This is a genomic window from Ruminiclostridium sufflavum DSM 19573 (assembly GCF_003208175.1).
Classification (GTDB): Bacteria; Bacillota; Clostridia; order Acetivibrionales; family DSM-1351; genus Ruminiclostridium; species Ruminiclostridium sufflavum.
This window is the reverse complement of record NZ_QKMR01000013.1, coordinates 85,635-99,441: the sequence shown is the minus strand read 5'-3', so window position 1 is coordinate 99,441 and position 13,807 is coordinate 85,635. Positions and strand designations below refer to the sequence as shown.

Annotated in this window: 14 protein-coding genes; 2 read left to right on the top strand and 12 right to left on the bottom strand. The window is 38.4% G+C overall.

The window, feature by feature from the left end; all coding sequences use genetic code 11:
* The first annotated feature begins 65 nt into the window (after window positions 1-65).
* Window positions 66-854, top strand: coding sequence for a type I methionyl aminopeptidase (gene map / locus LY28_RS11605; protein ID WP_207658086.1), 789 nt, complete (start codon window positions 66-68; stop codon window positions 852-854).
* Here map and hypB read toward each other — a convergent pair.
* From hypB to LY28_RS11565, 8 genes are all read right to left on the bottom strand, one after another.
* Window positions 820-1,482, bottom strand: coding sequence for a hydrogenase nickel incorporation protein HypB (hypB, locus tag LY28_RS11600; RefSeq protein ID WP_110462359.1), 663 nt, complete (start codon window positions 1,480-1,482; stop codon window positions 820-822). The two genes, map and hypB, sit on opposite strands and share 35 nt — an antisense overlap.
* A 168-nt stretch (window positions 1,483-1,650) precedes the next feature.
* A complete protein-coding gene (gene hypA, locus LY28_RS11595; protein ID WP_110462358.1) occupies window positions 1,651-1,992 on the bottom strand; it encodes a hydrogenase maturation nickel metallochaperone HypA in 342 nt (113 codons plus the stop codon).
* Window positions 1,985-2,353 (bottom strand): 4Fe-4S binding protein, encoded by a 369-nt coding sequence (locus tag LY28_RS11590; RefSeq protein WP_110462357.1) that lies wholly within the window; start codon window positions 2,351-2,353, stop codon window positions 1,985-1,987. Before LY28_RS11590 ends, hypA begins: the two co-directional genes overlap by 8 nt.
* Before the next feature lie 26 nt (window positions 2,354-2,379).
* Entirely contained in the window at window positions 2,380-3,459 is a 1,080-nt protein-coding gene (locus tag LY28_RS11585; protein WP_110462356.1) for a hydrogenase large subunit, read from the bottom strand.
* Window positions 3,456-3,839 carry an NADH-quinone oxidoreductase subunit C gene (locus tag LY28_RS11580; protein ID WP_110462355.1) on the bottom strand — a complete coding sequence of 128 codons (384 nt, stop codon included), beginning with the start codon at window positions 3,837-3,839 and terminating at the stop codon, window positions 3,456-3,458. The genes LY28_RS11585 and LY28_RS11580 overlap by 4 nt, the downstream gene beginning before the upstream one ends.
* 36 nt (window positions 3,840-3,875) lie before the next feature.
* Window positions 3,876-4,325 (bottom strand): NADH-quinone oxidoreductase subunit B family protein, encoded by a 450-nt coding sequence (locus LY28_RS11575; protein ID WP_110462354.1) that lies wholly within the window; start codon window positions 4,323-4,325, stop codon window positions 3,876-3,878.
* Between the two features lie 70 nt (window positions 4,326-4,395).
* Window positions 4,396-5,253, bottom strand: a complete 858-nt coding sequence (locus LY28_RS11570) for a respiratory chain complex I subunit 1 family protein (protein WP_110462353.1) — start codon at window positions 5,251-5,253, stop codon at window positions 4,396-4,398.
* On the bottom strand, window positions 5,250-7,235 hold the full coding sequence (locus LY28_RS11565) for an NADH-quinone oxidoreductase subunit 5 family protein (RefSeq protein ID WP_110462352.1): 1,986 nt from the start codon (window positions 7,233-7,235) through the stop codon (window positions 5,250-5,252). The genes LY28_RS11570 and LY28_RS11565 overlap by 4 nt, the downstream gene beginning before the upstream one ends.
* 594 nt (window positions 7,236-7,829) lie before the next feature.
* Here LY28_RS11565 and ytvI point away from each other — a divergent pair.
* Complete coding sequence (ytvI, locus tag LY28_RS11560) at window positions 7,830-8,891, top strand: sporulation integral membrane protein YtvI (RefSeq protein ID WP_110462351.1); 1,062 nt, start codon at window positions 7,830-7,832, stop codon at window positions 8,889-8,891.
* Window positions 8,892-8,908: 17 nt separating this feature from the next.
* Here the strand turns inward: ytvI and prmC are convergent, their stop codons facing one another.
* The 4 genes from prmC to rho form a co-directional block, all read right to left on the bottom strand.
* On the bottom strand, window positions 8,909-9,802 hold the full coding sequence (gene prmC / locus LY28_RS11555) for a peptide chain release factor N(5)-glutamine methyltransferase (RefSeq protein ID WP_110462350.1): 894 nt from the start codon (window positions 9,800-9,802) through the stop codon (window positions 8,909-8,911).
* Between the two features lie 43 nt (window positions 9,803-9,845).
* A complete protein-coding gene (locus LY28_RS11550) occupies window positions 9,846-10,784 on the bottom strand; it encodes a DUF1385 domain-containing protein (RefSeq protein WP_110462349.1) in 939 nt (312 codons plus the stop codon).
* A 186-nt stretch (window positions 10,785-10,970) separates the two neighbouring features.
* Window positions 10,971-11,180 carry a 50S ribosomal protein L31 gene (gene rpmE, locus LY28_RS11545; RefSeq protein WP_110462348.1) on the bottom strand — a complete coding sequence of 70 codons (210 nt, stop codon included), beginning with the start codon at window positions 11,178-11,180 and terminating at the stop codon, window positions 10,971-10,973.
* A 330-nt stretch (window positions 11,181-11,510) separates the two neighbouring features.
* Window positions 11,511-13,673: a transcription termination factor Rho gene (gene rho / locus LY28_RS11540; protein ID WP_110462347.1), complete on the bottom strand. Its 2,163-nt coding sequence runs from the start codon at window positions 13,671-13,673 to the stop codon at window positions 11,511-11,513.
* Window positions 13,674-13,807: the final 134 nt, after the last annotated feature.

Here is a 13,807-nt window from a genome sequence, read left to right as displayed (position 1 = left end):
ATATTGACTTTAGTAAAAATTTTAACAAGGAAGTGTTTATTGTGTCACAAAATGAAACGGAACAAATGTTACAAGAATTTAAATCCAATGGATATATCATTCCGCATCCATCCTTGCTTAAGACTCCCGAACAAATTGAAGGAATACGTGAGAGCGCAAAAATAACCACTCAAATATTGGATTTAGTTGAAAAGGAAATAAAAGAAGGTATGACAACGGCAGAGGTTGATAAAATTGTATATGATTATACGATTTCCCGCAATGCTATTCCTGCTCCGCTTAATTACATGGGCTTCCCAAAAAGTGTATGCCTCTCGATAAACGAGGTAGTGTGCCACGGCATACCTGATAACAAAACAGTATTAAAGTCCGGAGACATTGTCAATGTTGATGTTTCCACCATACTTAACGGATACTTTTCCGATGCCAGCAGAATGTGCATGATAGGCGATGTTACACCAGCCGCGAAAGCTTTAGTTGAAACAACAAAGGAATGTCTTGATATCGGAACTAAGCAAGTGAAGCCCTTTAAATCCATAAACGAAATCGGGCGTGCAATTGAACCGTTTGCAAACCAGAGAGGCTATACGGTAGTAAGGGATTTGGGAGGGCACGGAGTTGGGCTCAAATTCCATGAAGACCCCCATATAGACCACTTTGCCAAACGTAATAAGGGGGTCCTTATGCTTCCCGGTATGGTATTTACTATTGAGCCCATGATTAATGAAGGAGGGTACTCTGTAAAAGTAGCAAAAGACAATTGGACTGTAACTACAAGAGACGGTTCTCTGTCTGCCCAATGGGAATACACAATAGCCGTTACAAAAAGCGGTTATGAGATACTTGCGTGGTGAGCATCCACTGCGCAAGCCTTTCTATGCCTTCTCCTGTTTTACATGATACTTCAATAATTTCAGCCTTCTCATTTAATGCTTTAACACCCTTGTAAAAGCTGTCTCTGTCAAAATCTATATAAGGCATTAAGTCCATTTTGTTAAGAACCACAATGTCTGCTGCCTCAAACATTGAGGTATACTTGTAAGGTTTATCATGCCCCTCAGGAACACTGGCAATAACCATTTTTATTCCCTCACCCAGGTCAAAGGAGGAAGGGCATACAAGATTCCCCACATTCTCAATAAACAGTATAGCTCCGTCTTTCAGAGCAAGACTTTCGACAGCGCTTTTTATCATATTGGCATCCAGATGACAGCCTCCTCCTGTATTAATCTGAATTACAGGATTACCAAGCTTATCTATTTTTTCCGCATCAATGCTTGAAGCAATATCGCCTTCCACAACTGCCACATGAGCCTTATCGCCAAAAGCATCAATCAATTTCAGAATAGTGCTTGTTTTGCCCGAGCCAGGTGAAGCCATTATATTTACTGCTTTAATACCTTTTGAACGAAAATAGGCTCTGTTCTCTTGGGCAAGCTTTTGATTTGCATGCATTATGTTTTTCATAACTTTAATTTCCATTATTCTACCTCCTGCTTAATCTTATATTCAGCTCCCTGCCTTATGCGGCTTTTACCTAAAGCTAAAACACACTCCCTTCCATCTTAAATCTTGCAAAGCGGACCGGAGTGTGTTCAGAGAATTACAAAATAATACTTATTCTGAAAATCGCTCTGTCATTTTGTTATTCTATTCGATTTCTATGCTTTCAATATAAAATTCTTTTCCAACTCCTGTGGGCGTACCCAATCCACCGCATTTAGGGCAATCAAATCCGACAGGAGGTTTAATAAAGACTTCTCCGCAGCTCTTGCACCTAAATTCAGCCTTCACCCTTTTAAATATCAGCTTGGCACCTTGAGCAATAGTTCCCTCACTGATGATATCGAAATACATTTGTACCGAATCATCTATTATAGTCGATAAATCACCGATAACAAGCCGTATTTCTGATATTTTTGCTGCATTGGCTTTGTTAGCTTCATCCACGACCATCTTTACCATAGACTGAGTCACTGCATACTCATGCATTTTGCTCAGCGCCTTCCACAGGCTTCGAAGCCTGCACAAGTTTCAGCTTATCCTTGAAGGATTGTGCTGATTTATGCTCTGCACTGGAGAAAATACATTTCTTCGGACAAACCTCCACACATGCATTACAAATAACGCACTTGAATTGGTCTATCTCCCATGACTTTTCAGGCTTGCTTACAACAATAGCATTCGCGGGACATTTTCTCTGGCACATACCGCAAAATATGCACACATCTATATCACAACCGGAAATATGCCCCCTTGAGTCCTTAAACGGTTCTCTTTTATCAAAAGGATAGTTCCTTGTTGCAGGCTTTGATACCAAATTCTTTAGTACGTTTTCCACCATCTTAAACATACTTATGACCTCCTATCTACTTTCTTTTACCTCTCAGTACAGGATATACATGGGTCAATCGTTAATATAAGCATTCCTACATCAGAAAGCTCACTGCCGGGCAACATTTTTAATAATGAAGGTATATTGGCAAATGTCGGTGTCCTAAGCCTGAGCCTATCCAAAGTCTTAGTCCCGTTTCCTCTCATGAAGTACAATACTTCTCCCCTTGGCTGCTCAACTCTGGAAATAACATCACCCTTCGGAGGAACTCCCTTCACAGGAATAACATGTTCTCCCTCTGGTATCTTGGCTATTGCCTGCTTGACAAGATCCACCGATTGATAAATCTCATGAAGCCTGACATACGTCCTTGCATAGTTGTCACCGTCGCTATGAATAATCGGCTCAAAGTCCAGCTGTCCATAGGCAGAATACCCAGTGGTTCTTAAATCCATACTTATTCCGCTGGCCCTTGCCATCGGCCCCACTGTACAATATTCAACAGCATCCTCCTTAGTAAGGACTCCTCTTCCGACTAATCTGTGCTTAACAGTATAATTATTTAAAAATACTGATTCAAGCTGTTCCAAATCTTCTTTTATCTCATCAACAATCTGATTAATTTTTACCATTTGCTCCTTTGAGAGGTCACGCCTTGTTCCGCCTATGATATTAGCCGATATAACAACTCTGCTGCCACAGGTTTCTTCCATTATGTCCATAACCTTTTCTCTGTTTCTCCATGCCTGCATGAAAAGGCTCTCAAATCCGAAAGCATCGGCCAAAAGTCCCAGCCACAATAAATGACTGTGCATTCTGTGAAGCTCTGCCCAAATTACACGAAGAAACTTTGCCCTGTCAGGAATAGCTATGTTCATCAATTCCTCCATACCCTGACAATATGCCATAGCGTGCATAACGCTGCATATACCGCACACTCTCTCAACAACAAATGTATTCTGAGTAAATTCTTTTGTCTCAGTGAGCTTTTCAAGCCCTCTATGAACATATCCTATGGCAGGTATTGCTTCAACTATTCTTTCATCTTCCATAACAAGCTTAATATGGAGGGGTTCAGGAAGCACAGGATGCTGCGGTCCAAAAGGTATTACAGTTGAGCTCATACTTGTTTACCCCCTCTTTGTTCAATAGTTATCTGCTGTCTCAGCATCGGAGAGCTTAATTCCTCATCTGACAGCAGCATGTGTCCGCCATAGTCAACAGCGATATCGGTTATATTCAGTCCAAAAAGCTCTTTCATTTCATTCTCCACCAGTATGGCACTGAAAAATATCCTTGAAATACTTGGAATCTCTTCACCCTTTTTAACAGTGATTTTAACATTCCTCATTTCATAATCCTTGTCAAAATGATAATAAACATCTATCGTATCATCACCATTATCTATACAGGTAGAAGTAACAAATCTATAACTCTCATACTTGCTCTTTGAAGTCTCTGCAAGCAATTGGTCACTAGTAATCTCAACTAAATTTTCAATCATTTTACGTACCTCCATAATCCATATAAAACGGCTTTCCTACTTGCTTTCATTCTTCATTAACTCTGCCTTTTCATCCAGCTTGCCTATAGCCTGCACTATTCCATCAATAATAGCCTCTGGCTTTGCACAGCAGCCCGGAACATATACGTCAACAGGTATTACATTTTCTATTCCACCCAATACATTATAGCACTCTCTGAAAATCCCGCCTGTGCAGGCGCAAGCCCCAATTGCCACAACACACTTTGGATCAGGCATTTGATTATATATATTTTTTAAAACCTGTGAATTTCTTTTATTCGCAGACCCAGTAACAAGCAAAATATCTGCGTGCTTAGGATTACCAACATTGACAATACCTAATCTCTCAGCATCATACATTGGAGTCAGACATGCTAAAGTCTCAATATCACATCCATTGCAGCTTGTACAGTCATAATGCATAATCCAGGGTGATTTTTTCCTTGACTTGCTTATTATCCCCATACTAACCTCCACGCCCCATTAGGGCACAAAAATTTGGTTTAATATTTCATATAAATTATTCATCCCAATTTTAAGGAATTAGATACATCCAAACTATATTTACCAAGGCAACTCCTATTCCCGCGACCCATGTGGTTTTAACCATCCACTGCCAGGTCATTCTGGCACTTATGTTATCAATCAGTATCTCTATGAAGTAACAGACTAATGCTATTAAGATACCTACCCATATAGGCTGTGCGAAAAACAAAGAAATTAATCCCATAAACAGAACCAAATCAATCCAGTCTGTCAATTCGATTAAAGCAAGCTGAGTCCCTGAAAACTCAATGGTTAAACCTTTTATAAGCTCCTGATGCCCATGGTGTGACGTAGCGAAGTCAAAAGGAGACTTTCTCAGCTTGATTGTCAAAATAAACAAAAATGATAAAAACACCAATGGGAGACTATATAATAAAGGCTTCTCATGCTCAAATATCCCCGAAATCATAAAACTTCCCGTAGCCTTGTAAACACCTACCACCATAAGTAACAACACCGGCTCATATGCCATCATGGACATAATTTCTCTCTGTGCACCGATTTTACTGTATGGAGAACGGATACTGCTTGCTCCCATAATAAGCGAAATACCTGAGAAAGCAAGAATGAACATAATCATTAATAAGTCCTGTTGTAAAACAAGCATAACTAATGCACCAATTGCAAAAAGCAAATGTCCCAGCACATAAACCATCTGAGTCTGATTAACTGCGATATCCTGCTTACCAATCAGCTTAAAGAAATCATAAAAGGGCTGAAGTATCGGAGGGCCTTGCCTATTTTGCATTCTGGCAGTTATTTTTCTGTCAATGCCGGTCAATAAGCCGCCTAGAAGCGGGGAAACTATTACGGCAATAACAGCTATTAAAAAATTGTTTATGCTCATAATCCAATCACCACCCCTAAAATAATTAAAACTATTGCTCCGGCAATAATATTTGCTCCGGTTGTAAGCTTATCCTCTCCAAAAACATTTTGCATATAATAATTCCTTACCACAACATTCTCTATCTTATCCCCTGGGCTGATAAACTCAAGGCCTCTCATATCATCACTTGCATTGTCGCCGCATAAATATGGAGGTTTCAGTCTTGCCGGCTTGAGTCTGTGGGCAAAAAACGGAATAGCCACCATCAGCAGCAGCACAATAATAAAGAACACAATTGAGGCAAAACCGCCATAAACTGTTTTATCCATATTGCGAAGCCATATTCCCATACCTTCTCCAACAAGTGAGCCTTTATCCTGCATTACAAATGAAACCACCTGAGGCTTAACCAAAGTATTATACAAAGGAACGATACCTATACTTGCAGCCATAACAAATACTATCAGTGTAGTTAAAGCAGCTTCCATTGAAAAGGTCAGCTTTTCTATATGGAACTTAGGCTTATATGACATTGTTAAAATAATTCCAATCCACTTGCCCCAGAACACAACTGTCAATGCACTGCCAAGTATTATAAGCAATAATACCAAGGGCTGATCAACGGCTGTTTCTATAGCCATCCATTTTGTAATAAGCACTCCGAAAGGCGGAAGCATCATTGAAATCATACCTATTACTGTTATTACGGTAGTAAACGGCATTATCTTGAACAACCCTTGCATATCCTCAATATCACGGCTTCCGATTCCCTGTTCAATAGTTCCGACACAAAGAAAGAGTAAGCCCTTTGAAACAGCATGGAAAATCATCAGTAATATTGCCGCTGCTATCGAGGTTCTTGTTCCAATGCCCGCGCAGCAAATTACCAGTCCCAGATTGGCAATTGTAGAATATGCCAGAACCTTCTTTCCATTACTCTGGCTGATAGCTATTGCCGAAGCAATTGCAAAAGTAAAGCCTCCGCTGATAGCAACCAGCTGTCCCAAAATAGTTCCGGAGAACGCCGGTGATATTCTTACTACAAGATATACACCTGCCTTAACCATTGTACTTGAATGCAGCAATGCAGAAACCGGTGTCGGTGCGACCATGGCTCCCAATAGCCAGCTTTGGAACGGAAACTGCGCCGATTTTGTAAATCCGGCTATGCAAAGCAGTCCAAGAGCTATAGGCAATAATCCGGTAAATGCGCCTTCCATCCCTGATTCTGATATGGCCTGTATAGAAAGCGTGCCCAAGCTTGAATTCACCAATATAATTGCAAAAATAAATGCAACTCCTCCAACCGAGTTTATCCACAAAGCTCTTAATCCGTTTTTAATTGCTATTTCTGTTCCGTCATGTGAAATCAACAGGAATGAACATAAAGTTGTTATTTCCCAGAAAAAATACATCCATGACAAATTGTCTGTCATCACCAGCGCATTCATAGCGCCTAAAAACACAAACAGTATCATGAAAAATCTTGGCTGTCTGGACACTGTTAATTTTAAATGATGCTCATGCTCCTTCATATAACCCAGAGCAAAAAATGTGATGATCGGTCCGATTATTGATACAAGCATTATCATAATCAACGATAAATGATCAATTACAAATGCATCTTCCGGCTCAAAAACCTTACCGAAAACACCAAAGACCTCAAATAAAGCCCAGGGTATTACCTGCAAAATACATAGAACAACTACAATTGCCTTTTTATGCTTTATACCAACGTATGCGATATAACTAAATAATACCAGATCCAATCCTTTAATTATCCAGCTAACCACCTCAAGCGTACTTTCATTAAATTGATATACAAGCTTTCCTTCCGGAGCTCTTAATAAAAGCACAATAAACCCGTAAGCAACTGCAAATAGTATTAAGGTTGAAATACTCACTATTGCAATACGCACTTTCTGATTTTTAATTATAAAGCACAGCGCCGCACTAAGTGCAGGCAGCAGAATAGCTGCCAGTAATAAATACCAATCCACAGCTAATTCTCCTTTCAAAATATTATTTTAACCCTATATTTTTTCAGAATTATCATGTAATACTGACAAATCTAAAAATACAAAATGATAGATACGGATAATATTATTCAAGACTATATATCTTAAACAAATTTCCCTTGTCAATAATAATGTGAAAAAGCTCTTTAGTCAATCTCCTTTAACTGTAAAAAATACAATAAAATGCGACTATAATCGACTTCTCTCAATATTAATCACCCGCATATAATTTTACAACACTTTTTTAAAAAATACAATTAAAAAGGCATGATTTAAAGCGTTTGGTAAATTATTTCTGAATATTGTATACATTAACCACTATTTGTTTTCTATTTTTTACTATATTTTGATATATAAGTAATTAGGCCTCTTGCATTGAAGCCGATAAGGACATATAATATAATGAGTATTGAATTTTTCTTTCATTTAAAATTCTGTGCCGCAATTTCGGCGTGGAGGTTAGCTTGAAAGGAACAAAAGGCGGTCGCAAAATAAATAGCGTACCGCTGCTAAGCAGAGGTCTTGCCACAGTTGCTTTACCAAGTTTTTGTGCCCAACCCGGGCGTGGAGGTTAGCATGGAGCTATGGAACAAATATCAAGGTGCCGTTAAAAAACTTTTACTGATTATAGTTATATTTGCAATCATATATGTATCAATAACCTATCTATTTCCGTTTTTTGCCCCCTTCATAATTGCAATAATAGTATCCTACATAAATGAACCGGTAATTCGGCTATTGCAGAAATTTAAAATATCCAGAAAGGTTGCCGCAATCATCTCTTTACTGATCACTATGTCCCTTCTTGTGTCTGTGATAACCCTTGGAATCATTAAAATATATGATGAATTAATCATTCTGCGAAATAATTTAGAGATTTATTCAAATGATATCTCCGCACAAATTAACAGCCTTACAAATAAAATAACCAGCTTATATAATGCATTGCCTGCCGAAGCTACAGATGCAATTACAAAGAACCTCGCATCACTTTCCAACAAGCTTACAAGTATTATAACAGCCATAATTCAGTACACGATAAATACAGCATCCTCAATTCCCAAGCTGGCAGTATTTTTTATAGTAACCATATTATCTACATATTTTATCAGCAGTGATAAAAAAAAGATAACATTGTTTTTTTACAGACAGCTTCCTTTATCGTGGAGAAAGGAAATGCCCAATATAAAAAGAGATACTATTAATGCTCTTTTCGGATACTTCAAAGCGATACTTATTCTAATGGGGTTCACTTTTATTGAGGTCAGCGTAGGACTTTTTGTTCTGAATGTAAAATATGCCTTTGTAATAGCACTAATAGTGGGTATTTCCGAGGCTATACCAATCATTGGCACCGGTACGGTAATGATACCGTGGATTCTGTGGAATATAATTGCCGGTAATATGCCTCTGGCCTTTGGATTAGCAATTTTATATATTTTAGGAGTGCTGATCAGACAAATAATGGAGCCCAAGATAGTGGGAAGTCAAATCGGGCTTCATCCATTAGTAACATTGCTCGCCATGTATGTAGGTCTGGAGTTTTTCGGAGTTTTAGGCATGTTTATCGGCCCTATAAGCCTTATTATTGTAAAGAGCCTTCAGGATTCAGGCATTCTAAGCCTTTGGAACGACTAACCCTGCTTATATATTGCTTACGGTTTAATATATCTGCCGGTCAAAATTCTGTCATTTCCGCTTATATCCTTGCATATTTCTATATCATGAAAATTTTGATTCATGATATTTTTAACGCTTTGCCCTTGATTATAGCCTATCTCCAGTACAAGATATCCTCCGTTTTTTAAGTATGCCGGTGCATTAACTACAATTTGCCTGTAAAAATCAAGCCCATCCTGCCCTCCATCTAAAGCCAGATAAGGCTCATAATTTTTTACTTCCTTTTGAAGCTCCGGTATCACACCGGTTTCAATGTAAGGAGGATTGCTCACAATTATATCAAAAAGCTGTCCGTCATCAAGTGCATTAAATAGATTTCCGCAGCGAAGCCCAACCCTGTTTTCAACACAGTTACGCCTGCAATTCTTTTCAGCTATTTTAAGAGCTTCCTGTGAAATATCACAGGCAACAACCACACTCTCAGGACAATAATGAGCTATACTCACCGCAATGCATCCAGAGCCTGTACACATATCCAAAACCCTTATAGCTCTATTTGCATACTCCTTAGATTTATTTGTTTCAGCCTGCTCAGCAAACAGCTTAACAAGTCTAATACCTTCTTCAATGACACTTTCCGTATCCTGACGCGGTATAAGAACCTCCGGACTCACAGAAAAGGGCAGTCCCATAAATTCCGTTTCACCGATTATATACTGAAGAGGTACATTATTAATCCGCTGCCTGAGCATCTCATCAAGCGCTTCCAGCTCAAGACTGACTAGCACTCTATCATAATGCGTATACAAATATGCTCTGCCGCACTTTAATACACAGCAAAGCATAACCCCGGCATCAAACTCCGGGGTCTCAATATCTGCCTTTCTTAAACTTTCTGCTGCAAACCGAAAGTATTCTTTTATGTTCATATGCACACTCTTCCATCTTCAAAAGCCTATAATTTATAATACTCTAGTCTTTTCCCCATTCATCGCTTCCCTCATCAGAAGGCAAGACCTCCATGAATGCAGCTATTGCCACTTCGATCTGACTGTCATCAGGCTCTCTGGTGGTAAATGACTGGAACATCAGACCGGGTGCCGAAAGAACTTTAAATAACCAGTTCTCATGCTTCACAGCAAACTTTATAAGCTCAAGAGAAACACCTGCAACCAAAGGTACTAAAAGTATTCTTATAATTGCATTCAAAAATACATTATGCCAGCCTGTAAAAGCAAATATCAAAATACTAATAATCATTATTGTAAAAAAGAGCGAAGTTCCGCATCTGGGATGCTTTGTCGTATACTTCCTTACATTTTCAACTGTCATCTCTTCTCCATGCTCATAGCAATGAATTGTCTTATGCTCTGCTCCATGATATTCCCATACTCTTTTCATTTCCTTCATTAAAGAAACAAGTGCAAGATATCCTATGAAAATACCTACTCTGATAGCACCTTCTATAAGATTAAGAATAATAACATTATTCAATTGAACAAAATTTGAAAAAAAGTCGGTTATGAAATTCGGAAGAAGAATAAATAAACCTACGCTTAAACATAGCGACAACACTACTGAAAAATATATGGCAACATCCGCTATTTTGTCTCCAAACTTCCTGTCGAGAAATTGCTCAAATTTGGAGGGTTCATATGGCTTGTCCTCATCTTCTAAATCAACAAATTCCGCCGAATACATAAGTGCTTTTACACCGATAACCATCTGCGTAAATAAATTAACGGCACCTCTTATTATCGGAATCTTCGAAAGCTTTCCCTTAGGTTTCATGGGCTGCTTTTCAATTATTATTTCTCCGTCAGGCTTTCTTACAGCTGTAGCCCTAAATTGAGGTCCAATCATCAAAAGTCCCTCAAGCAACGCTTGCCCACCAATTGTAGTTTTTTTCATTTTCCCTCCCACATCCAAAAATACATCATATTATGTTTAATTATAAAAAATATTACTCTATATCAAATCATACGAAAACTAATTAAAATAGTCAATTATATTTACTGTAATTAATATTAATTTAAACAAAAGGCCGGGAAAAACTCCCCGACCTTTATAATGTCTTAATTCTTATATTGCGCTAAATTATTCATTGTCAACAATACCATATTTCTTCTTAAATCTATCAACACGTCCGCCAGTATCAATGAGTTTTTGCCTTCCAGTAAAGAAAGGATGACACTTTGAACAAATTTCAACGTGAAGATTCTTCTTAGTGGAACCAGTTGTAAAAGTCTCGCCGCATGCACACTTAACTACTGCTTCTGAATAATCTGGATGAATACCTTCTTTCACTGCTTTTCACCTTCTTTCAAACATAATGAGTTGCCCTCAAGTCAATTACTATCAGCCGAAAACGATAGTTTGGATTTGAGACTGAGCCCCCTAAAGTACAACTCTTTAAAATTCAAACTATTGAAACCTAAAACACGTGTCTGGTTATAGGGTCAAGGTTTCAACTATAATTGACTTTATAAACAGCATAATTATTATATATTCAACGTACTAAAAGTACCAAGTTGCTTATTAAAGAGGCAAGTGATATTTTAACACAAAAATGTACATACCGCAAGCCCTATTTTTTTATACAGTTCTTAACAATGCCTAACACAATATCTGAATTTATCAATTATTTTTATCAAGGAAGGATAATTTTATACTGTTGACAAAATCATCATTTGTTCGTGTCTGCATAAGCTTATTAATTAATACCTCTGTTACCTCGGCGGTACCCATATTGCTCATTGCTTTGCGAATCGCCCAAACACTTTCCAGCTCCTTCTGGCTCAGCAGAAGCTCTTCTCTTCGGGTTCCTGACTTATTAATATCAATTGCAGGGAAAATTCTCTTCTCGGAAAGCTTTCTGTCCAAGTGAAGCTCCATGTTACCCGTTCCCTTAAATTCTTCAAAAATGACATCATCCATTCTGCTGCCTGTCTCAATAAGTGCAGTTGCCATAATTGTCAGACTTCCGCCATTTTCTATATTCCTTGCCGCTCCAAAGAATTTTTTAGGCTTATGAAGTGCTCCAGGGTCTAAGCCTCCCGATAATGTCCTTCCGGTTGGAGGAATAGTAAGATTATACGCTCTGGCCAATCTGGTAATACTGTCAAGTAATATTACAACATCCTTTTTCTGCTCAACGAGCCTCTGAGCTCTCTCCAATACCATCTCTGCAACCTTAATATGATGCTCCGGCACCTCATCAAAGGTAGAATATATTACTTCTCCTTTAATAGAACGCTGCATATCTGTAACCTCTTCCGGTCTCTCATCAATAAGTAAGACAATAAGCTCTATTTCCGGGTAATTAACAGTAATAGAATTGGCAATTTTCTTCAGAAGTATCGTTTTACCTGCCTTCGGCGGTGAAACTATCATTCCTCTTTGACCTTTTCCTATAGGAGCAATAAGGTCTATCAACCTTGTAGAAAACTCACGGGGAGTTGTCTCCAAGGTAATTCTGTTATCAGGATAAATAGGAGTCAAATATTCAAATGGTACTCTCTTAGAAGCAATATCCGGGGTATCTCCATTTATTGACTGAACATAGAGTAAGGCCTGAAATTTTTCGCCTTCTTTAGGGATTCTGCCCTTGCCACGAAGCTTATCCCCTGTTTTAAGTCCAAATCTTCTGATTTGAGAAGGAGATACATAAACATCCTTTGGTCCGGACAAATAATTTTCGCTTCTCAAAAATCCATACCCATCCGGCAAAACTTCAAGAACACCTTCCACAGGATCATCACTCTCAAATTTTTCATTGGATTGCTGACCATTCTGCTGAAATGACATTTGCGTTTGCTGTCCATTCTGTTGGGATGGCGTTTGTACCGGCTGTCCATTTTGCTGAGAGGGCGCTTGTGCCGGCTGTCCACTTTGCTGTGGTGGAATCTGTACCGGCTGTCCATTCTGCTGAGAAGGCGCTTGTACTGACTGTCCATTTTGTTGTGGCTGTATTTGCGTTTGCTGCCGCATTTGCTGTGTTCTTCTCATTGGAGGATAAGACTGTTGACCATTTTGCTGTATTTCTGTCTTTGACGGTGCAGAACTAATCTGAGGCTTATTTCCAGCTCTCTGAGGTCTTTCCGCAGAACCTGCCGACGACATCTGAGGCCTTGTAGTCCTTTGAGTATGTACTCTGCTTTGTACCTTAGTGTCCTCTTTTTCAGAAAGCTTTTCTTCTGCATTCTTTGCACCTATGTGCTTTAGTCTTTCAGGCAAACTGCCTGCTTTAGAATTTTGCTGTATATCTGATTTTTTATCTGCTTCTGTATCTGACTCCTTAGATGACTTTTCATCTGTTTCAACTGATATCTTTATATCTTTTTCAATGTCTGTTTTTATATCTGCTTTCTCATCCTTTATGCTACCTGTCTGTTCTGACATATCTTCAGAAGATTTTGTATCTTTAACATCAGAATTTTTTGAAATATCCTCTGCCTTCTTATCTAACTTGGAAGCATTACTAGGCCTTCCTCTTCGGGATTTTCTCAAAATCGGCTCTTTATCTGCCTGTGATTGATTTTCTTTATCACTTTTTGCATTATCCGCATTATTTGAAACCGGATCAGCCTCAATATCACTTTTGGATTCTGATTGTGAACTCTCGTCGGAAATAATCTTTTTACTCTCCTGACCGTCTTCTATCTTGATTTCACCAGAACTTTTGACCAATAAATCAAGAAGCTCATTCTTTTTATATTTAGATATATTCTTTATCCCCATCATCTTTGCAATATATCGCAAATCTTCAAGAGTTTTTGACTGTAAATTAATCTGGTCCATAGTTCACCACCTTATAAAAAATCTTCTGACGTCTTTAACTTAAATTTAGGAAAATTTTTCGAAAATTCATTTTTTTAGAAAAACTAATTAATCTTTTTCTAGAGGAGAGTTTCTGAACATTCCACAGACGCTAT